We start from the raw sequence: 26,501 nt of genomic DNA on the forward strand, positions 1-26,501 counted from the left end.
TTTTAAGCAATCGTCACTTTGCTGTCCAGATACACGTCCTGAACCGCATTGATCAGCTTCACGCCGTCAGCCATCGATTTTTTAAACGCCTTACGGCCAAGGATCAGCCCCATACCACCCGCGCGTTTGTTGATAACCGCCGTACGTACCGCGTCTGAGAGATCGGTTTCCCCCCCCGCCGCACCGCCGGAGTTAATAAGCCCCGCGCGTCCCATATAGCAGTTCGCCAGTTGGTAACGCACCAGATCGATGGGGTTATCGGTGGTCAGTTTGCTGTAAACACGATCATCGGTGTAACCGAAGTTCACCGCCTTATAGCCGCCGTTATTCTCGGCCATTTTCTGTTTCACAATATCTGCGCCAATGGTTGCCGCCAGGTGGTTCGCCTGGCCAGTCAGGTCGGCAGATACATGGTAATCCACGCCATCTTTTTTGAACGCATTATTACGCAAATACGCCCAAAGCACGGTAACCATCCCGAGCTCATGCGCGCGCTCAAACGCGGCGGAGATCTCTTCAATCTGGCGGCGCGACTGCTCAGAACCGAAATAGATGGTCGCCCCGACGGCCACCGCGCCCATATTGAACGCCTGCTCTACGCTGGCATACAGGGTCTGGTCGTATTCGGTTGGGTAGCTCAGGGTTTCATTGTGGTTCAGCTTAACGAGGAACGGAATACGGTGAGCGTAACGGCGCGATACCGAAGCCAGCACGCCATAGGTCGACGCCACGCAGTTACAGCCTGCTTCAATTGCCAGCTCAACGATGTTCTTCGGATCGAAATACAGCGGGTTGGCCGCAAACGATGCGCCAGCAGAATGCTCAACGCCCTGGTCAACCGGCAAAATAGAGAGATACCCGGTGCCTCCCAGCCGCCCGGTATTGTAGAGCGTCTGCATATTTCGCAGTACCGCAGGCGGACGATTGTTATCCACCATCACACGGTCAACGTAGTCGTGGCCAGGCAGGTAGAGTTTGTCGGCTGGAATGGTCATACAACGATGCTGTAAAAGGCTGTCGGCATCTTTGCCAAGCAACTGTGCAATATCAGTCATAGCTATGCTCCCGTAGCGTGTTATCCAAACCCACATTTTCGCGGGCAGACTAAGCCTGGTACCGACTTAACCGATTTTCCACCTTCTGCCATTTTTTTCAGCACAATCTGCTGGCTCGATTCTGGCACAACAAAACTGTTACATTGATCAAACAATCACCACAAAGGTATTTAAAAGGTATCATTGAGTGGTATGTTAAAGGCGTACCCTCTCTGACATGCAGGATTAAACAATGAAAACGAAAGTCCAACTGTCATTCATGATGTTTGTTGAATGGTTTATCTGGGGCGCATGGTTTGTACCGCTGTGGCTGTGGTTAAGCAAAAGCGGTTTTAGCGCCGGGGAAATTGGCTGGTCTTACGCCTGTACCGCGATTGCAGCGATCCTCTCGCCAATCCTGGTCGGTTCGCTGACAGACCGCTTCTTCGCCGCCCAGAAAGTGCTGGCAGTGCTGATGTTTGCCGGGGCTATTCTGATGTACTTTGCCGCACAGCAAACTCAGTTCAGCACCTTCTTCCCGCTGCTACTGCTGTATTCCCTGACCTATATGCCTACCATCGCGCTGACTAACAGCATTGCCTTTGCCAACGTGGATGACGTCGAGGCCGATTTCCCGCGTATTCGCGTGATGGGCACGATTGGCTGGATAGCCTCCGGTCTGGCGTGCGGTTTCCTGCCGCAGATGATGGGCTATAGCGACATTTCGGATACCAATATCCCACTGCTGATGACGGCGGCCAGCTCTGCGCTGCTCGGCGTGTTTGCCCTGTTCCTGCCGGATACACCGCCGAAAAGTACCGGTAAACTCGATTTCAAAGTGATGCTGGGGCTGGATGCGCTGATCCTGTTGCGCGACAAAAACTTCCTGGTGTTCTTCTTCTGCTCGTTCCTGTTCGCCATGCCGCTGGCTTTCTACTACATCTTTGCCAACGGGTATCTCACCGAAGTGGGCATGCAAAACGCAACCGGCTGGATGACACTCGGCCAGTTCTCCGAAATCTTCTTTATGCTGGCGCTGCCGTTCTTCACCAAACGCTTTGGTATTAAGAAGGTCTTACTGCTGGGGCTTATCACCGCCGCCATCCGCTATGGTTTCTTTGTTTACGGTGGTGCGGAACAATACTTCACTTACGCCCTGCTGTTCCTCGGCATTCTGCTGCACGGCGTGAGCTACGACTTCTACTACGTCACCGCGTATATCTACGTGGACAAAAAAGCACCGGTGCATATGCGTACCGCTGCGCAGGGCTTGATCACGCTGTGCTGTCAGGGCTTTGGTAGCCTGCTGGGTTACCGCCTGGGCGGCGTGATGATGGAAAAAATGTTCGCATACAAAGAGCCGGTGAATGGGCTGACCTTCAACTGGGCCGGAATGTGGGCATTCGGAGGGATCATGATTGCTGTGATCGCCGTGCTGTTTATGCTGTTTTTCCGCGAATCGGATAAAGAGATCACCGCAATTGAGGTGGTTGATGGCGATACCGCGCTGACACAAGGGGAAGTTAAATGAAACAAGAACGTGTTCTCGGTGCTCTTTACGGGCAGGCGTTAGGGGACGCAATGGGCATGCCGTCGGAGCTGTGGCCAAGAAAGCGCGTCAAAGCGCATTTCGGCTGGATTGACCGCTTCTTACCCGGCCCGGCAGAGAATAACGCGGCCTGCTATTTCAACCGCGCGGAGTTCACCGATGATACGTCGATGGCGCTGTGTCTGGCGGATGCGATTATCGAATGCGACGGGCAGATTAACGCGGATGTCATCGGCAAACATATTTTGCGCTGGGCCGAGTCGTTCGATGCCTTTAACAAAAACGTGTTAGGCCCGACCTCCAAAATTGCCCTCAACGCCATTCGCGATGGCAAACCGGTCAGCGAGCTGGAGAACAACGGCGTCACCAACGGGGCGGCGATGCGCGCCTCCCCGCTCGGCTGTCTGCTCCCGGCCACTCGCCTGGAGCACTTTGTTGAGCAGGTGGCGCAGGCTTCCAGCCCGACGCATAAATCGGATCTCGCCATTGCCGGTGCGGTGGTGATTGCCTGGGCGGTTTCACGCGCCATTGACGGCGAAAGCTGGCAGAACATCGTTACTGCCCTGCCCGGTATTGCCCGCTATGCACAGGAAGTGAAGACCACCACCTTCAGCGCATCACTTGCGGCACGTATTGAGCTGGCACTCAAAACCGTGCGTGAAGCCAACGGTACTGAATCCGCCAGCGAGCAGGTTTATCAGCTTGTGGGGGCAGGAACCAGCACCATTGAGTCCGTTCCGGCGGCGATCGCAATGGTTGAACTGGCAGGCACTGACCCGAACCGCTGCGCAATTTTATGCGCCAATCTGGGCGGCGATACGGACACCATCGGCGCAATGGCAACCGCAATCTGTGGCGCGCTGCACGGCGTACAGGCGATTAATCCGGCACTGAAGGATGAACTCGACGCCGTTAACCAGCTCGACTTTGGTCATTACTGCGAAAAATTGCTGCACTACCGGGAGCAAAGGGAGGGCGTATGAATTCTTTTGCCCAACGCCTTGAAACATTACGCGCCACGCGGCCAGTGACGGTGCTGGGGGCAGCGGTGATTGACGTTATCGCCGATGCTTACGCCCTGCCCTGGCGCGGATGTGATATCGAGCTAAAACAGCAGGGCGTCAATATTGGCGGCTGCGCGCTCAATATTGCCATAGCCCTAAAACGGCTTGGCGTCACCGCGCAAAATGCGCTGCCCGTCGGCCACGGCGTGTGGGCAGATATTATTCGCAACGCAATGGCAAAGCAGGATCTGCACAGCGCCGTGGAAGCCGAAACAGGCGATAACGGCTGGTGTCTGGCGCTGGTGGAGCCAGACGGTGAGCGCACGTTTATGTCGTTTAGCGGCGTGGAGAACCAGTGGCAGCAATCCTGGCTTGATGCGCTTAACGTGCCGCAAAAAAGCCTGGTTTATTTGTCCGGCTATCAACTGGCATCGCCGTGCGGGGAGTTACTGACGGGCTGGCTGGAAGGGTTGCAGGAGGTGACCGCGTTTATCGATTTCGGCCCACGCATCGCAGATATTCCCGACACGCTAATGGCGCGGATTATGGCCTGTAAACCCATTGTGTCGCTTAATCGCCAGGAGGCGCAAATTGCTGCCGGGCGGCTTGGTGTGGAGGTTGATGCGTTAGGTGCAACATGGCGACAACGTTTCGGTTCTGCGCTGATTGTACGTCACGACAAAGACGGTGCAGCCTGGTATGACGCTGACGATTCGGGTTATGTTCCGGCGTTTCCTGCTTCGGTGGTCGACACCATTGGCGCGGGTGACAGCCACGCTGGCGGTACGCTGGCCGGGCTGGCAGCAGGATGGTCACTGGCGGATGCAGTGCTGCTGGGCAATGCGGTTGCCGCCTGGGTGGTCAGCCACCGTGGCGGTGATTGCGCCCCTGCGCGCGGGGAATTACTCCTCGCACACAAAGACGTATAGATCGCTGCGACAGTAGCTAATGCTGTACTCAATAGGCCGGTGCTGCTGGTCAAGCGCAACCTGCTTGATCACCAGCACCGGTATCTTTTCATCCATCTTAATATGGGCCTGAAATTCGCTGTCCGGCATGCGGGCACTGACGCGTGAACGGGTACGCTGCGGGAAGATGTTCTGACTGCGGAAGTAATCGTACAGCGAGATGCCGATGGCGTCCGGATCGGGAATTAGCCCGGCCGGAACCCAGGACTCTTCAATCGAGACGGCATCATCATCAACATAGCGAATGCGCTTGAGCAAAAAGACGTCGCTTTCCGCCGCCACTGACAGCTGGTTTGCCACCTCTTCCGGGCATTTCACCACCCGTTTATTAACCCACAACGTGTTGGGCTTTTTGCCGCGCAGTACCACCTGCTGAGAAAACCCGCGTGCTTCCTTGAGCGAATATTCAAAGATGTTATTAATTTGCGTACCGTAACCCCGGGAGCGCGTCACCACGCCCTCTTCTTCCAGCGCCTGCATTGCTTTGCGCACGGTAATGCGTGACACACCCGTTAACTGACTCAGATCGCGCTCGCCGGGCAGAATATTCCCGTGTTCAAGCACCCCGCTACGTACCGCGTTTTTTACCGTTTCGGCAAACTTCAGGTACAGCGGTGTGTTGTCCGGAGCGGCGATCCGTTCATTCAGTTGAGCAATTAACCGGGTATGCGCTTGTTCCATCTCTGTTTTCTCAGGCGTGGTGTTTCCTGCCAGTATACTGGCTTACCACCATGCATGAAAATGATGAACCGGCCCAATACCGTGACCCACTTCCAGAGTATCGGCTTTTGCCAGCGCGTCCGAGAGCCAGATTTTGGCTTCCTGTACCGTATCAGCCCAGTTGTTATGGCGTGGACGCAACGCCGCCAGCGCGGCGGAGAGCGTACAGCCTGTACCGTGGGTGTTTTTAGTCTGCACGCGGGGTGCGGTAAAACGCAGTTCTCCGTCACGGGTGAAGAGCCAGTCCGGGCTTTCGGCGTCATCCAGATGGCCACCTTTCACCAGCACCGCACCGCAGCCCATTGCCAGCAATGCCCGCCCCTGCTCTTTCATTTCGCGTTCGGTTTGCGCATGCGGCGCGTCTAACAACGCGGCAGCTTCAGGCAGGTTTGGCGTGATCAGCGCCACTTGCGGCAACAGCTTTTTACGCAGCGTGTCGATAGCGGAAACAGAAAGCAGCGGGTCGCCACTTTTTGCCAGCATTACCGTATCAAGCACCACGTTTTGCACCTGATAGCGTTTCAGACGTTCTGCCACCGCTTCGACAATATCTGTCTCCGCCAGCATCCCGATTTTAGTGGTATCAATGCGCACATCGCTGAGCACCGAATCGAGCTGTGCGGCGACAAAATCCGGCTCGATACGGTAGACCGACTGCACACCACGCGTATTTTGTGCCACCAGCGCGGTGATCACCGAACAGCCGTAGGCACCCAGTGCGGAGAACGTTTTCAGATCGGCCTGAATGCCTGCACCGCCGCTTGGGTCAGTGCCGGCAATGGTAAGGGCGTTAATCCGTTTCATGCCTGTTCCTCCAGGGTGTAGAGCGCATCCAGGAACGCACTGGCAAAGCTGCCCGGGCCACGAGACTGAGCAACGGCAGCCGTTCCGGCGCGCTTCATCCATCCGCAGGCAGCGGCCACGTTATCGAGCCTGTCACCCGGTAGCGAACAACTGGCCGCCACCACCGCCGAAAGCGCGCACCCGGTACCGACCACGCGAGTCATCAGCGGATCGCCCCCGGTCACCGTCCGGGTTCGCTGCCCGTCGGTGATGTAATCAACCTCGCCTGTGACCACAATAATGGCATTGGTCTGGCGTGCCAGCGCCTGTGCCGCAGGCAATGCACTGGATGCAGTATCGGTAGTATCCACGCCGCGCCCCCCCGCACTCATCCCGGCAAGCGCAAGAATTTCCGACGCGTTACCACGAATGGCCGCAGGTTTAAGGGAGAGGATTTGATGGCAAAAACGGGTGCGGAACGTCAACGCCCCGACAGCCACCGGATCGAGCGTCCAGGGTTTGCCTGCTGCCACGGCACTCTCAATCGCCCGGCGCATCGCCTGAGCGCGCGGGGCAGTCAGCGTGCCGACATTAATCAGCAGCGCATCGGCAAGAGCAGCAAACTGTTCAGCCTCTTCGGCTTCAATCACCATCGCCGGGGATGCGCCAAGCGCCAGCAAAACGTTAGCCGTAAACGTCTGCACGACGTCGTTGGTCATACAATGTGTGAGCGGGGAACGGGTTCGGAACTGATGTAAAATGTGTAAATCGAGCAGGTCAGGCTGCATGGGTTCGCTCCTGCCTTGCGTGAAGAAGCGATGACCGGGAAGGCATCTGACTTCCCTACGCTGGCATTATCCAGATCAGGTAATACGGGTATTTCTCAGCCTTCATTAAGAAGGGCACCCCGAGTCAAATAAAACAAAATCAAAAGCTTGCGATTAACGTCCCGTTAATCCCTGTTCTGGATCATGCCAGCGGGAAGCCAAAGACACAACCTTAAAAAATGCTCTGTGTCCCAGCTTGTGTCTCAAGTTGTGGCTCACAGTACCAAACACCGAACACAAAAAAGGCCGGGTTTCCCCAGCCTCAACAGCACAGTTGAATATGCCTTCACAAACCTATTTACCTAGATGTGCTCTTACCTTAGCGGTGCCATTACCAACAGCTCTAACAGCAGCCCTAAGCTGAGATTCAGTAACACCCAACGCTTGGGTCCAATATGCTACTTCCCAAGATTCACTCAAGCTGATGAAACGTTTATCTTCTGGCTGCCGACGCTGTAAGTTATCTGCCATTTGGTTTGTCCTGAGTATTACAAGCTTATGCCTGCATACTACCTATATGACTTCTCTACCGCTTCGTAAACGGTCAGTTATCAAACAATTGACACTGGTCATAAAACCAGTAAAAACTTTTTTCCGAGCTTGCTAATCTTGCCGCTTCGTTTCTATCATAACCACTACATATTGTGTTTATTGATATAACAAATACAATATATCCAAAAATCCATCCTGTGAATAGGTGTTGAAATGGCGAACAATGATAAGCAATCCTCGAAAGATGTAGCACATCTGGCAGCAGAGACTCTAAACAACCCAAACGCCTCTGCGATTCAGAAAAGTTTAGCGGGTTCGGTGCTATCACAAGCAGGAACAAAAAATCAGACTGGCGCAAACATGGAAGCCAAAGCATCCGCAGCACTGAAAAACCCACGCTCAAGCGAGGTTACTAAAACCTTAGCTGGTTCGGTTGTTTCCCAATCGAATAAAAAGCGCTAAAAAAAAAGCCGGGATTAACCCGGCTCTCATGTTTTCAGTTTTCGTTGTCGCTGTTCGCTCAAGTAGTACCTTATAGCGCTGTCGAATCCATGCGTATGGATGCGGTCAAGAAGGCTGGAACGACTACACTCAAGCCTGCGTGCTAACGCTGACATGTTGATGATCGCATCATCGCCTTTACCGTCCAGAATCCACTGCATCAGCGGCATGTTGCCAGTACCGATCAAAGCTAATTTCATATGTATCTCCTCTTCTTTGCCTCGCCAGCAGCGGGGGCAATGCGCCCCCAAAATCCGCTGTCTTACGCTGCGTCGTCCATAGTGACCTTCAGAACGAAGTCCGGACGCATTGGGATCTGAATCTGTGATAACTCACTGACCACCTCATAGTTCATGAACTTATCACGCAGAACGTAATGGTAAGACGGATAAACCGGACCATTAGCAACTTCAGCATGACGGCTCGCCGGAGTCTGATAAGTCATATAAGGTGAAAGGTCGCCTTCAACAACATTGGAGAACGTCGCCAGCATGTAGCCTTCACCATCTGCAATGCTGTATAGCGGATCGTCAACCTGCACTACAGTTACGCGCCCAATGTTGTATCGATCATATGCGCCCAAAGTGTCAGGGAAAATGATGTCACGGGACGTAGCACCAAACAGAGCCGCCTGATATGCGGTTGGGTTGCCTTGAATGGCGGTGAAAAGACTCGGACTCGCCAGCAGATAAACCTGCTTGATGCTGGAAGACCAGCCACCCAGATTTTTCTTCAGTAGCGTGACAGCATTCTGCATCTCAGTAATGACGTTGGCACTGATGCCAGTTTTCACCACAGCAGACGGCTGGTTAATACCCCAGAACTGGTCCCAGTGAATGGTTGGGCCTTCGCGTAAATGCGTTGCTTCAGTCACGTTATGCAAAAGACTCTGCGCCATCTGGAATTCTACGTCACGGCGGGTTTGCAGGTAGTGCTTCAGGGTATGACTAGCAACTACATCTTCAGCGGTCATCTGGCGATTTGTTCCCGGCTGACGTTTCCCCTGCCAATCCTGGCTAGTGATGGTTGAGCTGTAGACATGCAGTGGAGCCTGAACGGTCACGTTAGCCGCTTTAGGGAAGTTTAGACCCGACATTTCAGAACCATAACGGGCAACTGATTTAGTCACTTCACGCTGCACATCTTCCAGTGTGTCGAGCGCGATGATTTGTGTGTCACTTGGACGGCTGGTAAAGATCCCCAGGCTGGACAGAAGGAACCCCTCGCCGCTTGGCTTCACGAACTGACCGGAAAGGTTAGTAAAATCACTTAATTTCATATTGTTATCTCTCCTTGATTAGATTGCGGTGTTTGCATCAGCAATGCGGTTGCCTTGCTTAACAAGGGCGGCGTAAGCAGCATCTTTTGCAGCCCCCGCCACAACCAGACCAGATGGATTGAACACACAGCCACGGTCTGAAATGACCAGGCTACGGGCATCACCTGCAATTTGGTTTTGCAGAGCTACAGCACAGTTATCAGCATCGGCTGCAACGTATGCCGCGCCAGTGGTCGGGTTAATCACATCACCACAAGTCACATCAGCAGCCAGATCAAGGATCACGGTGCGCTTATGAAAGATCGGTGAATCGGTATAAACCAATACATCTTGTGGGGTTTTGCTTTCGTATTCGAATGCCATATTTTGTATCTCCATACAGTAAGTCGCCAGAGCGATTAACGGATTTCCGTTAACCTGTGCAGCAGGCAGTTTTTATAATCCGGCGAATATGCCGGGTTGAGTTGAAAAAATACCGTCCATCGGACGGCATTCTTCTATTCGTGTTCCAACAGAAAAAGACCAAGGCGAGAATATCCCGCCTGGTGTAGGTCAGTAGTTTTCTGATGGAGAGATTTGGAAAGCATGAGTGTGGTTCACGCTTAAAAAATGAAGGAGCACGACAGCGGGAGACCTCATATCTTCGTTGCCGCACTCAATGCCAGTTTGCATCATGGCTGATGACCGGAGGAGAGCCGGATTTAATGGCAAATCCAGACCAGAGGCCCAGACTTTGTACGCCCTAAGGCGAATCTTTTGTGATGTACCGCCCGTTGGCAAACGTCCAGTGAGAGGCTGGAAGCGACACATCACAAAAGAGGCTCCACGGTGTCACAGAGCCTGCTTTATATTTCGGAATGACAATGGCTGCTGTAATTCACCTTGTATATTATTTTAACACGAATAATTATCATTTACAACAAATTTCACAAGAGATCTTTGATTTGTCGCTAAATTTGATACATGCGCATTGCGGTATTGAGATAGGGGCGACGAATTCGCCGCCAGTATATTAATTAGCCAGAAATACCCAAAATGAGATTGGTATTTTTCCTATCCTGCTCTTGTACTTCGGCCTTAATTGCATCGCTGAATTTGCTATCGTCAATGCTGAGTTTAACCTCGTTGGTCACCGTCAGATCGGCCTTACCTTCAATACTGAATGGCTTGCCAAGGTTCATACCATAAGCAAGATTATCAATGCCCGGTAGTTGTGCCATGCCTGCGGTAGCTGGTTGAATTCCAGGTAAGGTATTCATCCCCGCAAATGCATTAGTGAAACCTTGAGCATGATCGGCAAAGAAGTTTTTGATGTCAGTCCAAAGGGTAGGCCTGTCGTTGTTTGCCTGCACCTTCTTCATGAAGGCATCAGGATCAGCCTGAATCTCGCTAAGACGATTATTGAGACTTACACCAGCCATGATCGCAGGAAGACCCATATAAAAGCCCCCACCTTTACCGCCTTTAGCTGGTTTGCCGTCTTTCCCTGGTTTGGTGTTGTCGGTTCCTGGGGTGGCAATGCCACCAAGAGCGCCGATTCCGGCAAGAGTACCAAGCAGACCTTTCAACGGATTCGCGAAGCTGACAAGCCACCGCAACGCGCCAGCTAACTTGAAGATCGCCCCAGTGAAGATCGCAATTCCTGCCGCATATGCTGCTGTATTACCGAATCCCTCGAATGTCTTGGACAATTGAGGAGCATACTTCTTGATCAGCGCTTCAATGAGAATGAAGCTGTTATAGACCGTGTACCCCGCATCAGTGAAACCTTTAATCACATTGCCTGCAATGGCTCCCAGCGTCTTAAATGCATCTTGGTTGCTGTCAATTGCATCTGTCAGACCGTTAAACGTATCGGTAAGCTGACTGCCGAAGCCCGATTCAAAGAAATTCTTCTGTGCAAGTTGCATCGTTGTGCGCAAGCGCATCATAGCAACACGGTTAGATTTCAGTGACTTCTCGAAAGCACCACCTTTCTGTGCTGCTGCTTTAAACTCGTCACCAACAAGGGGAAGGATATCCTTCGCAAGCAGTTCACCGTTTTTCATCATTGCCATGAGGTCTTTTTCGGTAAGGTCTGTCCGGCCTTTTAGCTTATTCAATGCCTTGACGAAGATCCCGACTGCGTTTGGTAAAGCGTCCCCGAGCTGCCCCTTCAACTCTTCAGCCTGCACCGTGCCTTTAGCGTATATCTGATTAAGCGCAAGCAAGGCGCGGCTCTGCTCCTCACCAGTGGCCCCTAATACGGTTCCGTACTGGCTGACACCTTCAAAGAGGTTTTTGATTTGGCTGTCTGTGGCCTTGCCAGCGGCTGAAGCGTAAAACTTCACGTAGTCTTTGCTGGTCTGTTGAAGGTCAAGACCAAGGGAAAGCGCCTGTTTCTGGAGATACGCCATTTCCTGAGTGGCTTTCTTACTGTCGCCTGTCACCGCCTGGAGACCAGAGGCCATTGATTCGAAGTCTTGCCCGGTCTGCATGATGGTTTTGCCGATCCCAATAGTGGCCCCAATGGTGATCGCTGTGCCAGCATGATCAAGAAGGGATGTATCAAGGCCCGTCACTTTAGCTTTAACTGGGATGGTTACCGGCTTTTTGATTAACCCACCCTGCTGTCTCAACCGCTGTTGTAGCTTACTTACTCTGGCGTTGTACTCTCCAAGCGCCATTGAACCAGCATGATATTGTTTCGTTAGTTGGCTAAAATCCTGAATTGCTTGCGCTCGCTGGCGTGGTGTCAGGTTGTAACCGTTGGCGGCAGTGCTAAAGCGAATACCTTTGGTGCGGATCTGCTGAGTGCGTTTCTCTAGGTCGGCCTGTTCACGCTGTGCTCTGATTGCCTCACTGAGACCACGGACACTTTTAGGAACCAGACCGCCCGCCGCTGGGTTACGTGCTGCAATCGCAGCCATACGTTGGGCGTGACGCTGTTCGTTGGTCGCCATACGTGCATTTATAGCACTTTGTTTCTGAGCTTCAGCGGTTAATCGCTGATTGAGCTTCAATCTCTGCGTTTCTGCTCGCGCCTGCTGTAGCTGGGTCTTGCCGTTGGCTTGTTGTAGCTTTCGTGTCGCCTGATCGAAAGACTTTCCCGCTGACTCCGCATATTTTTTCAGGCTCTTGATTTTGTTGCGGGCGCGGTTGAAGGAGTTTTGATCGACCTGCCAGGAGACTGTATTAACCAAGCTGGAGACGATCTTATTTGTGCCAGACATCACACCCCCTGATTGATAACGTAGCCCAGACGCTTAAGCGCGGCGCGTTGTTCAGGCGTTAGCTCATCAAGGCTTGCCTTCATCATGAGGCTGACTGGACGGAGGTTAGCGCTATAACCTTGGGCCTGGTGGCACAGAGCGATCCCTTTTTCCTTGATGGTTTTGCCACTTTTTAGGGCTGGCTCGCTGGCTGTTGCAGTCGAAGCGGTCAGATATCCCTCGATAGCATCAGCCAACACCTGATCGGCGCTTTTATTCAGATCTCCGCTCTCCGGTTCGGCAGCTGCCTGCATTGCGGCGAGAATATCGGCGCGGATGTCGTTTACGTTTTTCATTATTATGTTTCCTGTAGAGGTCCAGGCCGTCACGAAGCCATAGAAGTACGGCTACGCAGATCGGCAGAAATGATAAATATTCAAATAGGGTCAAGTTTCCCCGGCTGGGGTATTAATAATGCAGGCGTGGTGATCGGCGTTGGGGCGCTGCCTGCTTGCGTGAAATAGTCTTCCGGAACTCAATGAACAACGGATCGTCACTAACAGGCATTCGGGATGCCATTTCCTGATCGCTCACTCCGTCACGTTGAAGAAACGTGATCACAGAAAATAGAGGTAACTGGAGGTCAGCACAGATTTTTTCGAGCATTGCACCCGAGTCGAAATATTGGCGTACAGTTCGCTTAGTTGCGTACTGACTGGTGTACTTCACCTTTCGAAACTTGGGATTCCATGTCTTAGCCAGTTCAGCTACAAACTCAGGATCAAGACGTAATAACAAGGCAACTTTGCCGGGAGTCATGCCATGCACAAGGAGTGCCTTAGCGGTTTTAACAATATCCTCATCACGGCGGCGCTTTTTAAAAAGACGCTCTAAATCTGTTTTTTTCTGGTCAGCCAGAGAGTGGCTGTTGCCAGTTACGTTCTCACACAATTATTCCTCCAATTGCTAAAACGGTTCGTTATCATTAAATTCAAGCTGCTCATCCTCTTGCTGCTGCGGGGCATTAATAGCCTGTTTCGATTCGGCTGCTCTTCGCGCCTGCTGCTGTTTGTAAATTGCATCAGCGCCTGACGATTCGTCGTTAGCGGCAGACCTCGATCCTTTACTTCCCTGGCTATGGAGAATGGTGATATGGCTCTTGATCAGAGTCTGCGCCTCTTTCGAAGTCTTGCCCCACATTGTGAGATATTCCTCTAAACCTTCCTCACCCTGATTCTGCCAGTAGTTGAGGGTATTAAGATCGGCATAGTGCCGTTCGTTCAACGCATCAGCATCAGAGGATAAAGGAGCATTGCCGCCAACATCCACAGGAGATACAGATTTTCCGACTCCAGCAGCAGCCGCAGAGGTTGTAGTAACGGGTTGTTCGTCATCCTGTTGTTTCTGCTCATCTTTGCCGCTCTCCCCGGTTTTAACTTTCTGATTATTTGCGATGGTTACTACTGCGTCACCTTGCTGTGATAACCCAGCGTTAAGTTCTGCTAAAATTTCCTCAGGATCTTTGACTGTGTAGTCAGTATGGGAGATCTCTTTACTTCCTGGTTTACGAGCTGGTATCGCTGTAATCCACCCCATTATCATTAGCAGTTTCACTTTTTTCTGAACAGTTGAGAGTCCCATACAACAGCAATCCGCAATATATTGTTGAGACGGACGGATCTCACCTGTCGTCTTCTTCCATCCAAGCAGATGACTGTAGACCGCCATGATTTCTGGGCTGTTTTTCACTCCGTTGAAATATTTGATACGGGCAATCTGGATCACCCAAGGGGAAAAAGTATCAACCGTGATCGGTTTGTCTTCGTTCGGCTGCGGTAGGGATTCGTAAAGTTTACTTTCTGCTTTCTCGGTCGTCATAATATCCTCGCTGGTTATCTGTTTTATTGTTTTCGATGATTTTGGCTGCCATTTGCAGCAATTCACTACATAATTTTGCCATTGGCATGTCTCGGCGGTTGGCCTCCCTTAGCAATGTGCGGTACGTTTCATCCGGAAATGAAATATTCATACATCCTGTCTCCTGTCTGTGAGATGTGGGAACACACCCCTGCGATCATGGAATTGACCAAGGGTGAGGAGCCGTTTTTACGGCGGTTTAGTTTGATGGCTTGCGCCAGCGGGTGATGCTAAGGCGGGATTAAGCTGGTGTTGTTAAGTCTGGAATAGTTTTTCCGATAATGCCTTCAAGTTCACCGCCAGACTCAATCATCTTAAGCAGAAGGATCTGCTCATTCATCAGGCCGATGCCATGAGAGGCGTAATAGACACGCCAGCCAGAAAGCACAGGTTCAATGATTTCCATAACATCACGGCCTTTTGCCAACTCATGGCTGTAAGGCTTCAGAATATCCCGGATGATTTTTGCATTCTTAGCCTGCTGGCGCAGACCTTTGATGATATTCATGGCTTCACGAGTTGCCGGGTATAGTTTGTCTGCTTTCTTGGAGCCGCCAACGCGGGTTCTGAAACTGCGAAGATTTACTAAAGAAGTGATTTTGTTGTCGATTGCAGAAACAATCTCTGAGGCGGTAGCGTTCGAAAAGTCGAACAGGACTGGTTTTGTCATCTAATCTCCTATGTTGTTTTAATGTTTCCTTTTCTCAAGGTATGAATATATTATGTCATAAATCACACTTTTTGTCAAGTTTCTTGTTGTATCATAGATAAAAGTGTGCTAGCAACCTTTTGGGCTGGGCCGCATAATTCCATAAAGCAACATACAATGTCATTAGCAATTCGTGCTGAATTTAATTATATGTATTGCATTCTTATTTTAGGTGGGAAATAATTCAGGGTTACACAAATCGCCTCTGACGCGCTCTAAGCGATTCCAAGCCGTAGGCAGTGCCTATGGGTTACCTCTACCGTTTAAATGCCGTGTAGCGTGTCTGATGCGCTCTGTGAGCCTCCTGTTATCTAGCCTTGATTGTCCTTTGTCAATCAACGGTCACAACAATCAAGATGAATCGGGGATTCACCGCATAGCGTCTTTGTGAAGTCTGAGGGGGGAGCGCCGCCCCTCCAAGGGGGGAGTTACGTCGCGTTTAAAGCTCCTGACTGCATCGCAGTCGTTCACATTGGACTGACGCGCTTGCGCTTGTCTTCCACACATAGTGTAAACAGGCGAAGCCTGTCTACATAACACCTAACAACTCCAACAATTGAACGCATGTTCAATCTGTCTTTGACCTTCAGGTCTTTAAGATCTTATAAGTGTTTTATAAGTGTTTTTATAAATGCTCTTATGCTACGTCTCTCAGAAGACACCTCCCCTCTGGTGGAAGACACGTATCTTCCAATAGAAGACACCCTCCCCTCTGACAGAAGACACCTGGTGATCCGGTCACGAAGTGATGAACGATAACGCTCACCGCTATGCGGCCTTGCCGTTAGCTTTTTTTATAAAGATCATGTTTTAGGTTTTTTATCTTTATTATCTAGTTCTTTATTATATCGTAGGTCATCCATGACCGGGGTGTCCGGACACCAGTGACCGGGGTTGGTTACTTCTCAATCACCTCATCCTTTGGGATGTGCGCCTCACCAAGCTGCAAATAAACCGCTGAAAATTCAAATTTAATCGCTGGTATATCGCCGTAAATGCGTCGTGTTGTCACTGTCTCACCTGTGGGATGTGGTAACCGTTATAGTGTAAGGTATACAACGAAGCCAGTAATGGCGCTGCCTCGGCAGATCTGTCACTCGTGGTGTGGCTAAACACAATCACCGATCCCTCCTCATTTCAAACCGAAAAATAATAATTTCTCGTGCAAAATCAACGAAAAATCGTCCATTTCTGGGCCTGTGAGAGCCTCTCAGCGTGGCGCTGTGATATGGGTCTGTCAGTTTACAATTGTGTGGAGATGACGCGCTGTAGCGCTTTTGGTGAAGCGTAGAAGGGATTGGTGAGAATGCATACGCTGGTGTGGAAAAAGGTACGCATCTGTGGCCGCTGGGACGAGAGAATTTCGCTAGGTGATGGCAAACCTTCAACCCGTTGTGGTAACGTCGCTGTAGTGGCTTTGTGTCTGCTGCGAATAGAAAAATGTGCTTTTATGGCATTTGATGCACTGGCAACTTCAAAGGCCTGAAACCTGAAATTGTGTGGTGACCAGATAAACTCATCCAAAATCCTTGAACAAGAGAACTTACCTCAAATCCTCCCGAATGCTTTCCTTCTGTTGATGAAATCGCTGTTGTCTACCCCGCTTCGCATCAACGCTCCGAAAAGCAATACCTGACAATTCCAGTCAAGTACTTATAAGAACCATTATGTTAAATAGAGCAGAAAACGAACAGCAAAATGCTCTGTTGTGGTAAGTTTTCCCTGTTGTGATGGCCTATGGGATGAAGTAGTGAAGTGCACTGCTGGGGGTGTCGGCTGTTGGATATTTTGTGAACATTCTGGTTCTTTGCGGAGGGTCTGGGCTGGCGGTCTAACAGATCACCAACTGTTACGGGTACATTTTCGATAGGAGGATGTAAACTGAAGAACAGGACTCGACGGGGCAAGTAAGTAAATGTATCCAATCAGCGATTTTGCGTATGCCATGCTTTCGATTGTTATTTTGTACGTTACAGTTGGCTTAATCTTCCAAGCGATCAAAAAACCCTTACTCGCATTAAGGATGGTCTTAATGATTGTGATCCCTTTGATTACAACTTGGAGCACTATCATTTTCGTAGATCGTCGCTTTAGTTCGGTAGACGGGGACAAGACTGCACAGACATTAGTTTCCTTCATTGTGGGGATACTGGTTTTTTTTCTCAGCAGCCACATCATTAGCAAGTTGCTAAGATTTAAAAAGGATTGAAGCCGCTATAGGTCTTTACATGAGCATGGCCTGTAGAGGTCATTCTTAGACACATCCTTTCGCACACGTAAATGTCATCTATATGTTGCTCGCAACTATCAAAACCACTGGCAACATTCATTATTCTTATAAAGATTGCGCGATATCATGTTGCGCAATTCTGCCCTCCCGTTGAAGAAATCAGCACTCGATCAAATTTTGATTTTTTTTTCTTAATCATTGACATGTCTTCCAAGCCTTATGCTGTGTAGGGTTTTGCATTTTTACCCTTTCACAACCTCAATTTAACGTCAAAATCAACCCTTGTGCTGAAAAGAATACTTACTAGAATACTCACCATGTAGTGTAAGTTTTTTATTCAAGCACTACATATTGTATTCATGCTCAGATTATATGCATAAAAAAACCGGGCGCACGTATGTGAACCCGGTCTATGAAGCACGACCACCATGAGTCTGCAAACTCATAACGATTGTTAGCCTCGACATCATTCTTGACGGTCTGATTGTGCCCGGCTTGGTTGGTTGTGTAAACCTTAAGTTAATACAGAAAAGGTATGACCAATGCTTATTCAGAAGAAACGTGTTAGAAACATTGATAACTACATTACTCCTTTTGATGGTAGAAGTGTTTTTATCGCTCATCCATTACCGAGCCAGCAAAAGAGTGAATTGATCGGGTTCACCTCCAGTCAGTCACTTGGTGAGGAGGTTCTTCCTCATATCGTTGGAGCAATATCTCGATTTAATGCCAACGGCAAATCCGTGCCTGATAAAACACTTCCAAAAGAAACAGCTTATCGTCAAGTCTCATGGACGTGGAAGAAATGGGCCGGAAAAGGACATACTGAAGAGACCACGGAAACACGTGAAATTGAGTATCAGCGATATCAGAGGATTTTTACCCCTCCTCCGAGCATCGAGTTGAAAATTGTCGAAAACCTGAAAGGGGAAAAGCTGGTCATTTCTCCTAAATTGACTTTGCGTGATGAGAACAAAGCCTCGGTAACTCACTGCATTAATCTATTTTTGGAGATTTTCGGTAAGTGCGAAGTGGTTGACGAGAAGCTAGATACCATCATCACAAGTAAGTCTTTGAAACTAAATTGGAACCTTCTTCCACAGGGCCAATACCCTTGGAGTGCTATCGGTTCACAGATTCTCAAAGCGATTAATATCAGAGGAAAGGGAAATGCCGCTGTTGTTGAAGGCAGGCTGGAACTTGTAAATAGTAAAAAACCTGACCTTGTTGCTGTCGGAAGAGCTGGTTTTCAAGGCTACGTAGTATTTGGTTTTTCCAGTAAAAACACCTACATACTTGAAAGTTCTCAGAGTAATAATGCAACTTATATCTTTGATAACAACTGGCCTAACTTATCACAGCTTACAAAAGCTGAAATATTAGATGGTAACTTGCATCATGCCCGCGTTATCCATCGTCGAAGTTGGTCGGCTGATATTCTTAAATATCTACCTTAAAAACACATCTGCGGGGGATTTTTCCCCCGCATATTGACTACAGCAATAACAACAATTTAGCGCCGTGTAGGGCATACCAGCATAAATCGCCGAATGCGTATCATCATTTTCTTGTCAGTTAACATCTGTCTTATCATGTACCGATCATCTCTGGCTCGGTGAGCACCACGGCATAATCAGCCCCTTCGATGGACTAATTATGCTTCCCACGATAAGCCATCAATTACATAACAAATTGTTAATAAAGGGAACGTGTGTAGGTAGCGTCTAGTGATCCCTGAGCCGCTTTTCTCGTGGCCTACAGTCTGTTGTAAGTGCGCTAGGTTGCCAACCCAGCCAGCTAAACAGGTCGATATCATAGTGTGCCGGAATGAATGTACCAGTCGGCGTTGTCCATAATCATCAAGGTACGGAATACCAAGCTGATCTCGAACATCTGCTAAGACCTTGCCGATCTTCGGCATGTTTTTGCCAGATACAGGGGAGAAGATTTTCTCTTTCCACTGTCGATTAACGAAATCAAGAAAACCCCACTCGATCAGTTTGGGATGAATCACTACCTGCCTTGTAGCATTCTCTGTTTTGCCTTGCCCCCCTTCTGCGATCAGGAGATAGTGCCGCTGGCTATCTTCATCAAATTTGATCTGTGATTTCTCCAGCTTGGCGATCTCCCCTCTTCTGGCTCCCGTGTACGCCAACAACAAGGTGATCCATTTCTGCCAGCCATCAGGCTGCTTGAGCGCCCACCTTACAAACTTTCTCATTTCTGCTGCACTGTAAGCTCCAAACCTCGCTTTCGACGGTGCGGCGACAACTCCATCAGTCGGAGACTTCTCCAGAATATCTTTATTGTCAGTCAGGAAGGTTTTGAACAACGATTTGTAAATCTTTAAATGCTTGTGGATAGACTCAGCGCCAACCAAATCTTCAGGTGGCACATCATCACACTCGATCAATTGCTGAACCGTCATTGACCGATAAGGCTGCACTACACGCTTAGGCAAGTTTTCAACAACTTCCATCACCTGCTTGATGTCCTGCTTGGTTATCGTCATTACATCTTTAGATGCACCCAGGACAATGAACATGACTTCCATAAAGCGCTCATTGGCCTGTGAAATTGCCTTCGTCCAGTTTTGGGCTTTTTCCTTTTTGTACATATTCCACGCGCCAGCCAGTGTTAACACATCCTTTGACTGTGCTTCTGTTTGTTCTTCCTCATCTTCTGAAGGCGCAACAACCTCGCGGTATTCCTGAACAACTATCGGCTGAAGATTGCGCCGTTCTTCACTGAGAAATTGTTGTGCCAGCCATTGTTCATTCTGCTGCTTCAGGCTATTGCCATACTCAGAAAGACGCTTACCGAAGTGATCCGGTTGGATGGTTCCACGTTGAACCAGTGGAATTACAGGAGAAGCAAAAGACATGAGCAACTGCGCCTGGGTGTGGCTGTCAGTCTCTAACGACTTACGGAAAAACTTATTATCAGGCAGGCGAAAACGAACGTAATAAACCCCGTTACGTTTAATGGTGTGGCGTATGGTCTGGTGTCCCATTTCGTGAGCCTCGATGTGATCGGCTAAACAAAACGGTTCGAAAATCGCAGATAAGTCTTTGATTTATATCTTGGATAATCGCCAGGACTACGCTGGCATTATCCAGATCAGGTAATACGGGTATTTCTCAGCCCATCAGTGATGGGGCACCCCGAGTCAAGGGTAAGCAAATGCTTAACCGCTTGCAGATTAGGGGATGTGACAGGCTGATGCAAGAAACCATTGCCCCTCACAACATCCGGTAGTGAGTGCAAAAACAGGTTTTCGGCAGGATGCACCAGATTTACGTTTTAACACCAAAAAAAGCACATTTTGCAACACTCTTTGGCACCCTTTTTCGCTCACACAGCATGCAATGTAACGCATTGTTTTCACTTGATGGGAAACGCATTTTCCCCTGCCAAAGACGGGATATTTACCCCCTTATGCACCCCGTAACAAAACAGTAAACAAATTAACCATTGAGCCCCGTGACAAAAGGCTCTATATTGGCGGCGTTTTTTTCAGACCCCCATCTGTTTTTTAACTTTTTATTCAATCGTGGCTCATAACGAAGCGGCGGTTGTAGGAGTGATATGATGACGGATAAAGTCCGTATTGACACCGTAGATGCCCACAAAAGCAACGAAACCTATCTGGCCCGTCAGGCCGAGTTTGAATCTAACGTCAGGAGTTATCCGCGCAAACTGCCTTTAGCCATCACTAAAGCAGAAGGCGTGTGGATCACCGATGCAGATAATAAAGAATACCTTGACTGTTTAGCAGGCGCGGGCACCCTTGCGCTTGGCCATAACCATCCTGATGTGCTGAAAAGCATCCAAAATGTCATTACCAGCGGCTTGCCGTTACATACCCTGGATCTGACTACGCCGTTGAAAGACGCGTTTTCCGAATACCTGCTCTCTCTGCTGCCTGGCCAGGGTAAAGAGTATTGCCTGCAGTTCACCGGTCCATCCGGCGCTGACGCCGTTGAAGCCGCGCTGAAGCTGGCGAAAAAAGTGACTGGTCGTAGCGGTATCATCAGTTTCTCTGGTGGTTACCACGGTATGACCCACGGCGCACTGTCCGTCACCGGTAACCTGTCTCCGAAAGAAGCGGTTGACGGTATGATGCCAGAAGTGCAGTTCATGCCTTACCCACACCAGTACCGTTGCCCGCTGGGTATCGGCGGTGAGGCTGGCGTAAAAGCACTGACCTACTACTTCGAAAACCTGATCAACGACGTTGAAAGCGGCGTGCGTAAACCTGCAGCGGTGATTCTGGAAGCCGTTCAGGGTGAAGGCGGCGTTAATCCGGCTCCGGTTGAGTGGCTGCAGCGCATCCGTAAAGTGACTCAGGAACACGGCATTCTGCTGATCCTCGACGAAGTTCAGGCTGGCTTTGCCCGTACCGGTAAATTCTTCGCTTTCGAACACGCTGGCATCGAGCCAGACATCATCGTGATGTCTAAAGCTGTAGGTGGCGGTCTGCCACTGGCTGTACTCGGTATCAAAAAGCAGTTCGATGCATGGGCTCCAGGTCACCACACCGGCACCTTCCGCGGCAACCAGCTGGCGATGGCAACCGGTCTGACGACGCTGAAAATCCTCAAAGACCAGAACATTGCGGGCAAAGTGGCTGCACAGGGCGAATGGCTGAAAGCACAGCTGGCTGAACTGCAGAAACGCTACCCGGTAATTGGTCACATTCGTGGTCTGGGCATGATGATCGGTATTGAGATCGTTAAGCCACACGAAGCGGCAGATCATATGGGCTGCTTCCCTGGCGACGGCGAGTTGTCTGCCCTGATTCAGAAGAAGTGCTTCGAATCCGGTCTGATTCTGGAGCGTGGTGGTCGTAACGGCATTGTGCTGCGTCTGCTGCCTTCTCTGTTGATCAGCGATGATCAGCTGAAAATCTTCCTGGATAAATTTGAGCAGGCACTGCTTGCTGCGGGCGTTCGCCCGGCGTAACCGGAGTTGTTGATTACGATGTCTGATTCAAACCCAATTTTGTTCTCCTCTGCGCAGAGCATTGAAGCTTACCAGCAGGCGATTGAACAAAGCTCTCAGGCTGTGATGCAGTGGCTGAAACAGCCTGAGATGTACCAGGGCAAAACGGTCGCGGAACTGCGCGACCGTATTAAGCTGGATTTCAACCCGAAAGGGCTGGGCAACGACGCAGCGATTGAACGCGCTGTGGAGTTCTTCCTGAAAGACAGTTTGTCCGTTCATCACCCGCAGTGTGTGGCGCACCTGCACTGCCCAAGCCTGGTTGTCAGCCAGGCGGCAGAAGTGCTGATCAACGCCACTAACCAGAGTATGGACTCCTGGGATCAAAGCCCGTCCGCAACCATTATCGAAATCAAACTGATCGAGTGGCTGCGTACCCGCGTGGGTTATCAGGCTGGCGACGCAGGTGTCTTCACCAGCGGCGGCACCCAGAGCAACCTGATGGGCCTGATGCTGGCACGTGACGCCTTCTTCGCGCGTCAGGGCCACTCCGTTCAGCAGGACGGTCTGGTAGGCGATCTGCGTAAAATTCGCGTGCTGTGCTCCGAAAACGCGCACTTCTCCGTGCAGAAAAACATGGCGCTGATGGGTCTGGGTTATCAGTCCGTGGTGCAGGTGAAAACTGACGAATTCTCCCGTATGGATCTGACCGATCTGGCGGCGAAAATTGAGCAGTGCAATGCCAACGGCGAACAGATCCTGGCGATTGTGGCGACTGCCGGTACTACCGACGCAGGTGCTATCGATCCGCTGCGTGCGATTGCTGAGCTGGCGGCGAAGCAGAACATCTGGGTACACGTTGATGCGGCCTGGGGCGGCGCGCTGCTGATGTCTGAGCAGTATCGTCACTACCTGGACGGTATCGAGCTGGTGGATTCCATTACCCTGGACTTCCACAAGCAGTTCTTCCAGACCATCAGCTGCGGCGCGTTCCTGCTGAAAGAAGCGCGTCACTATGAGCTGATGCGCTATCAGGCGGCCTACCTGAACTCTGAGTTCGATGAAGAAGCGGGCGTGCCTAATCTGGTGTCCAAATCTCTGCAGACGACCCGCCGTTTTGACGCGCTGAAGCTGTGGATGAGCCTGGAAGCGCTGGGTCAGGAACAATATGCGGCGATCATCGACCACGGTGTGACGCTGGCGCAGCAGGTTGCGGCTTATGTGAAAGAGCAGTCTGCTCTGGAACTGGTCATGCAGCCACAGCTGGCAAGCGTACTGTTCCGCTTCCGCCCTGAAGCACAGATGGATGATGCGGGTATTGCCCTGCTGAACCAGAAAATTGGCGATGCGTTGCTGGAATCTGGCCGTGCCAACGTCGGCGTGACCGAGCACAACGGCATCACCTGCCTGAAGCTGACTCTGCTGAACCCAACCGTGACGCTGGAGGATGTTAAAGTCCTGCTGTCTCTGGTTGAGCGTACCGCACAGGAAGTTATGGCGAAGTAATCTGTGTCCCCTCTCTTCACAGAGAGGGGCTATTTACACCCCCGCCCACCACATTCTGATCTTCATTCCCCAGTAGCTTGTCCAGCCGGTTGTTGTGCTAACCACCTGCCCTTTTGACACCACCACCAGCGTTGGCGTTACGCTCACCTGCCACTGCTGCGACAACGCACCGCGTTCATCGTTGATCACCGGAACTGTAAGCTGTTTCTTCTCCACCCAGCGTTCAAGCTTTGCATCATCACCGGATCGCAGCGCGATACTCACTACGTTTCCGCCCTCGTTTGCCAGCTTATCGACCGACGGTGTGGTAAAACGACAAATACTGCACCAGGTCGCCCAGACATAAATCAGCAAAGGCCGTTCCTGGCTGAGCGCCGTGAAATCGTACAGTTTGCCGTCAATGCTCTGCATCGGCGTTACACTGAAACTGGCAGGTATCGCGGGTTTACGGTATTGATCCACACCCCACATTACGGCCAGCGCCAGCAAAATAAAAACGACCCCTTCCCATACCCAGCGTCGCAGTTGACTAAATATGCGGTTATCCATTATGACCTCGTGATTCAACAGCGGTTATCTTAGCCAGCAACACACCGTTACACTGTAAAGAAGTGTCGCATCAGCCAGCACCTCCTAAAGCAGGGGACAGTAAGCGGTAGAAGCACTACGCCGGGGAAAATAATCTTGTCGTGTTCAGTTTTGTTACATTTTTCTTCAAACAGGCCATAGTCTGATACATAAAATGGGCAAGGTGCCGTATTGTGGGTTAACCAAGGCAAAAAGTAACAGTATAAGTGGAGAAAAAATGGCTAAGTGTAAATGGCTGCTTATGGGCGCGTTAATGTCTCTGGCGGGTGCCGCCTGGTCAGCGCCTGCTGGAATCAAGGCCTATGCCGAACAAGAGTTCATTGCCGATTTCACAAAGTTCAGGATTGGCGACACTGCACCTGCGCAGTATCAAACCCCCGAGTACACCATCAAACAGTATCAACTGCGCAACCTGCCAGCGCCAGATGCGGGTACTCACTGGACATATATGGGCGAAAACTATGTCCTGATTGGTGATGCCGACGGCAAAATCCACAAAGCCTACAATGGAGATATCTTCTATCATCGCTGATCCCATTACTGTCCGTCCGTGGCAGGAGAGCGACCGACCTTTCCTGCGTACGCTTTACCTGCATGCCCGGCGTGACGCCTGGCCCTGGTTAAACAGCGCGGAATGGCAACCTGAGGATTTTGACGCAGCCACCCGTGACGAAGAGATTTGGGTGGCCGTTCAGAATGGCCGCTGCCTGGGTTTCGCCTCGGTCTGGACGCACGATAATTTTCTGCATAATTTGTTTGTTGATCCGCGCTACCAAAACCTGGGTGTGGGTCGTTTGTTGCTGGAGCAGGCGCAGAAGACATTCACCCGTACCGGCGCGTTAAAGTGCCTCATCCGCAATGAACGGGCGATCGCGTTTTACCAGCGGCACGGCTGGCACGTTGAGGAGACGGGAGATTCTCCGGACGGAGAGTATTATTTGATGCACTATCGGCTGCGTTAAAGCCGGGTGGCGGCAACGCCTTACCCGGCCATTCAGAGCAGAAAACTTATACCGCGCGGAACGCGATGTCGCCGGGAATGACTTCACCCTGCCAGTAAAGCTGCGCCGCGACGCGACCTGCCAGCTGACGATACATCTCAGCAAACTCACTTTCCGGACGGCTAACCACCGTCGGCTTCCCGCTGTCCAGATCTTCACGCAGCGTGATGTGCAGCGGCATCTGACCCAGCAGTTGAGTGTGATACTGCGCAGCCAGTTTTTCCGCACCACCGGTACCGAAGATAGGCTCCTGATGTCCGCAATTGCTGCAGATGTGCATGCTCATGTTCTCAACGATACCGAGCACCGGTACTTCCACTTTTTCGAACATCACGATGCCTTTTTTAGCGTCGATCAGCGCGATATCCTGCGGCGTGGTCACCACCACCGCGCCCGTGACCGGAATGTTCTGCGCCAGCGTCAGCTGAATGTCACCGGTGCCCGGCGGCATATCCAGTACCAGGTAATCCAGATCCGGCCACATCGTTTCCTGCAGCATCTGCATCAGCGCTTTACTGGCCATCGGGCCACGCCAGACCATTGCGTTATCGTCGGTAACCAGATACCCGATTGAGTTAGTTGCCAGACCATACGCCATAATCGGTGCCATGTGGGTGCCATCCGGCGAGGTCGGACGCTGGTTTTCTGCGCCCAACATATTCGGAATGGATGGGCCGTAAATATCCGCATCCAGAATGCCGACTTTCGCGCCTTCCGCTGCCAGCGCCAGCGCCAGGTTGACTGCCGTGGAGGATTTGCCCACCCCACCCTTACCGGAGCTGACGGCGATAATGTTTTTCACGCCGTTTACGCCAGGCTGATTTTTCACGCGTTTCAGCGTGGCGATACTGTGAGTCAGCTTCCAGTCCACCGCTTTCGCGCCGGTAATGCGCAGCAGATCGGAGCTGGTTTGTTCTTTCAGCACGTCAAATGCGCTGCTCCAGGCGAACGGCATCTGCAGCTCAATGTGCAGCGTATCGTCCAGCCATGCGACATGATGCAACGCTTTCAGCGTCGTGAGATTGTGCTTCAGGGTTGGATGCTGAAAATTAGCCAGCGTCCCGGCAACCATTGCTCGTAAGGCTTCCGGTGATTTGGCCTGGGATTGAGAACTCATCCCGACTCCTTTGTAGTTGTTCTGAAAAAGACGTGTAACTACCAAGTTTACCCCAGAGGTAACAATTATTCATTTATGGATTAATGCCCTTATCACTTGGCGTAGTTATTCCCTTTCGGGTAACATCAAAAACCCTTTTCA

At 50.9% G+C, this 26,501-nt stretch carries 26 protein-coding genes and 1 riboswitch; of the genes, 9 read left to right on the forward strand and 17 right to left on the reverse strand.

Features of this window, described 5'->3' with window-relative positions; all coding sequences use genetic code 11:
• Positions 1–2 precede the first annotated feature (2 nt).
• A complete protein-coding gene (gene fbaB, locus HV318_RS06060) occupies positions 3–1,055 on the reverse strand; it encodes a class I fructose-bisphosphate aldolase (RefSeq protein WP_182272008.1) in 1,053 nt (350 codons plus the stop codon).
• Between the two features lie 232 nt (positions 1,056–1,287).
• Between fbaB and HV318_RS06065 the strand changes: the two genes are divergently transcribed.
• Genes HV318_RS06065 through HV318_RS06075 form a run of 3 tightly spaced genes read left to right on the forward strand, consistent with a single transcriptional unit; the run spans position 1,288 to position 4,516 of the window.
• Complete coding sequence (locus HV318_RS06065) at positions 1,288–2,565, forward strand: nucleoside permease (RefSeq protein WP_182272009.1); 1,278 nt, start codon at positions 1,288–1,290, stop codon at positions 2,563–2,565.
• Complete coding sequence (locus HV318_RS06070; RefSeq protein WP_182272010.1) at positions 2,562–3,566, forward strand: ADP-ribosylglycohydrolase family protein; 1,005 nt, start codon at positions 2,562–2,564, stop codon at positions 3,564–3,566. The genes HV318_RS06065 and HV318_RS06070 overlap by 4 nt, the downstream gene beginning before the upstream one ends.
• Positions 3,563–4,516, forward strand: coding sequence for a PfkB family carbohydrate kinase (locus HV318_RS06075; RefSeq protein ID WP_182272011.1), 954 nt, complete (start codon positions 3,563–3,565; stop codon positions 4,514–4,516). Before HV318_RS06070 ends, HV318_RS06075 begins: the two co-directional genes overlap by 4 nt.
• Here the strand turns inward: HV318_RS06075 and HV318_RS06080 are convergent.
• From HV318_RS06080 to HV318_RS06095, 4 genes are all read right to left on the reverse strand, one after another.
• Positions 4,490–5,236 carry a GntR family transcriptional regulator gene (locus HV318_RS06080; protein WP_182272012.1) on the reverse strand — a complete coding sequence of 249 codons (747 nt, stop codon included), beginning with the start codon at positions 5,234–5,236 and terminating at the stop codon, positions 4,490–4,492. The genes HV318_RS06075 and HV318_RS06080 overlap by 27 nt on opposite strands.
• 42 nt (positions 5,237–5,278) lie before the next feature.
• Positions 5,279–6,079: a bifunctional hydroxymethylpyrimidine kinase/phosphomethylpyrimidine kinase gene (gene thiD, locus HV318_RS06085; protein WP_182272013.1), complete on the reverse strand. Its 801-nt coding sequence runs from the start codon at positions 6,077–6,079 to the stop codon at positions 5,279–5,281.
• Positions 6,076–6,846, reverse strand: a complete 771-nt coding sequence (gene thiM, locus HV318_RS06090) for a hydroxyethylthiazole kinase (protein ID WP_182272014.1) — start codon at positions 6,844–6,846, stop codon at positions 6,076–6,078. The genes thiD and thiM overlap by 4 nt, the downstream gene beginning before the upstream one ends.
• A gap of 35 nt (positions 6,847–6,881) precedes the next feature.
• Positions 6,882–6,978, reverse strand: a riboswitch (TPP riboswitch).
• Between the two features lie 201 nt (positions 6,979–7,179).
• Positions 7,180–7,356 (reverse strand): DUF3606 domain-containing protein, encoded by a 177-nt coding sequence (locus HV318_RS06095; protein ID WP_071579603.1) that lies wholly within the window; start codon positions 7,354–7,356, stop codon positions 7,180–7,182.
• Between the two features lie 234 nt (positions 7,357–7,590).
• Between HV318_RS06095 and HV318_RS06100 the strand changes: the two genes are divergently transcribed.
• A complete protein-coding gene (locus HV318_RS06100) occupies positions 7,591–7,839 on the forward strand; it encodes a hypothetical protein (protein WP_000002667.1) in 249 nt (82 codons plus the stop codon).
• Positions 7,840–7,865: 26 nt separating this feature from the next.
• Here the strand turns inward: HV318_RS06100 and HV318_RS06105 are convergent, their stop codons facing one another.
• The 9 genes from HV318_RS06105 to HV318_RS06145 form a co-directional block, all read right to left on the reverse strand.
• Complete coding sequence (locus HV318_RS06105; protein ID WP_000761602.1) at positions 7,866–8,078, reverse strand: hypothetical protein; 213 nt, start codon at positions 8,076–8,078, stop codon at positions 7,866–7,868.
• A gap of 62 nt (positions 8,079–8,140) precedes the next feature.
• Positions 8,141–9,157 carry a major capsid protein gene (locus tag HV318_RS06110; RefSeq protein ID WP_182272015.1) on the reverse strand — a complete coding sequence of 339 codons (1,017 nt, stop codon included), beginning with the start codon at positions 9,155–9,157 and terminating at the stop codon, positions 8,141–8,143.
• 18 nt (positions 9,158–9,175) lie between these two features.
• On the reverse strand, positions 9,176–9,520 hold the full coding sequence (locus tag HV318_RS06115) for a hypothetical protein (RefSeq protein WP_182272016.1): 345 nt from the start codon (positions 9,518–9,520) through the stop codon (positions 9,176–9,178).
• A gap of 653 nt (positions 9,521–10,173) precedes the next feature.
• Positions 10,174–12,369 carry a tape measure protein gene (locus tag HV318_RS06120; RefSeq protein WP_182272017.1) on the reverse strand — a complete coding sequence of 732 codons (2,196 nt, stop codon included), beginning with the start codon at positions 12,367–12,369 and terminating at the stop codon, positions 10,174–10,176.
• Positions 12,369–12,704 carry a phiTE-211 family phage-derived protein gene (locus HV318_RS06125; protein ID WP_182272018.1) on the reverse strand — a complete coding sequence of 112 codons (336 nt, stop codon included), beginning with the start codon at positions 12,702–12,704 and terminating at the stop codon, positions 12,369–12,371. Before HV318_RS06125 ends, HV318_RS06120 begins: the two co-directional genes overlap by 1 nt.
• A 112-nt stretch (positions 12,705–12,816) precedes the next feature.
• Positions 12,817–13,299, reverse strand: a complete 483-nt coding sequence (locus tag HV318_RS06130; RefSeq protein ID WP_182272019.1) for a hypothetical protein — start codon at positions 13,297–13,299, stop codon at positions 12,817–12,819.
• 15 nt (positions 13,300–13,314) lie between these two features.
• Entirely contained in the window at positions 13,315–14,226 is a 912-nt protein-coding gene (locus HV318_RS06135) for a hypothetical protein (RefSeq protein ID WP_182272020.1), read from the reverse strand.
• Entirely contained in the window at positions 14,201–14,377 is a 177-nt protein-coding gene (locus tag HV318_RS06140; RefSeq protein ID WP_182272021.1) for a hypothetical protein, read from the reverse strand. The genes HV318_RS06135 and HV318_RS06140 overlap by 26 nt, the downstream gene beginning before the upstream one ends.
• A 129-nt stretch (positions 14,378–14,506) precedes the next feature.
• Positions 14,507–14,935 (reverse strand): hypothetical protein, encoded by a 429-nt coding sequence (locus HV318_RS06145; protein ID WP_182272022.1) that lies wholly within the window; start codon positions 14,933–14,935, stop codon positions 14,507–14,509.
• Between the two features lie 2,811 nt (positions 14,936–17,746).
• On the opposite strand from HV318_RS06145, the gene HV318_RS06150 reads away from it, so the two are divergent.
• Positions 17,747–18,661 (forward strand): hypothetical protein, encoded by a 915-nt coding sequence (locus HV318_RS06150; protein ID WP_148242232.1) that lies wholly within the window; start codon positions 17,747–17,749, stop codon positions 18,659–18,661.
• Positions 18,662–18,858: 197 nt separating this feature from the next.
• Here the strand turns inward: HV318_RS06150 and HV318_RS06155 are convergent, their stop codons facing one another.
• Positions 18,859–20,217, reverse strand: a complete 1,359-nt coding sequence (locus HV318_RS06155) for a site-specific integrase (RefSeq protein ID WP_182272023.1) — start codon at positions 20,215–20,217, stop codon at positions 18,859–18,861.
• A gap of 575 nt (positions 20,218–20,792) precedes the next feature.
• On the opposite strand from HV318_RS06155, the gene HV318_RS06160 reads away from it, so the two are divergent.
• Both HV318_RS06160 and HV318_RS06165 read left to right on the forward strand, forming a co-directional pair.
• Positions 20,793–22,169: a diaminobutyrate--2-oxoglutarate transaminase gene (locus HV318_RS06160; RefSeq protein ID WP_182272024.1), complete on the forward strand. Its 1,377-nt coding sequence runs from the start codon at positions 20,793–20,795 to the stop codon at positions 22,167–22,169.
• 18 nt (positions 22,170–22,187) lie between these two features.
• Positions 22,188–23,654, forward strand: coding sequence for a pyridoxal phosphate-dependent decarboxylase family protein (locus tag HV318_RS06165; protein ID WP_182272025.1), 1,467 nt, complete (start codon positions 22,188–22,190; stop codon positions 23,652–23,654).
• A 33-nt stretch (positions 23,655–23,687) separates the two neighbouring features.
• Here the strand turns inward: HV318_RS06165 and HV318_RS06170 are convergent, their stop codons facing one another.
• Positions 23,688–24,203 (reverse strand): protein disulfide oxidoreductase, encoded by a 516-nt coding sequence (locus tag HV318_RS06170; RefSeq protein ID WP_182272026.1) that lies wholly within the window; start codon positions 24,201–24,203, stop codon positions 23,688–23,690.
• Between the two features lie 256 nt (positions 24,204–24,459).
• On the opposite strand from HV318_RS06170, the gene HV318_RS06175 reads away from it, so the two are divergent.
• Together HV318_RS06175 and HV318_RS06180 are read left to right on the forward strand one after the other, a co-directional pair.
• Complete coding sequence (locus HV318_RS06175) at positions 24,460–24,774, forward strand: RcnB family protein (protein WP_182272027.1); 315 nt, start codon at positions 24,460–24,462, stop codon at positions 24,772–24,774.
• Positions 24,749–25,204: a GNAT family N-acetyltransferase gene (locus HV318_RS06180; protein WP_230857809.1), complete on the forward strand. Its 456-nt coding sequence runs from the start codon at positions 24,749–24,751 to the stop codon at positions 25,202–25,204. Before HV318_RS06175 ends, HV318_RS06180 begins: the two co-directional genes overlap by 26 nt.
• Positions 25,205–25,250: 46 nt before the next feature.
• Here the strand turns inward: HV318_RS06180 and apbC are convergent, their stop codons facing one another.
• The gene (apbC, locus tag HV318_RS06185; RefSeq protein ID WP_182272029.1) at positions 25,251–26,360 is read right to left on the reverse strand and encodes an iron-sulfur cluster carrier protein ApbC; all 1,110 of its coding nucleotides are present in this window, start codon (positions 26,358–26,360) and stop codon (positions 25,251–25,253) included.
• Positions 26,361–26,501 lie beyond the last annotated feature (141 nt).

The organism is Enterobacter sp. RHBSTW-00901, assembly GCF_014103115.1.
GTDB lineage: Bacteria > Pseudomonadota > Gammaproteobacteria > Enterobacterales > Enterobacteriaceae > Enterobacter > Enterobacter cloacae_P.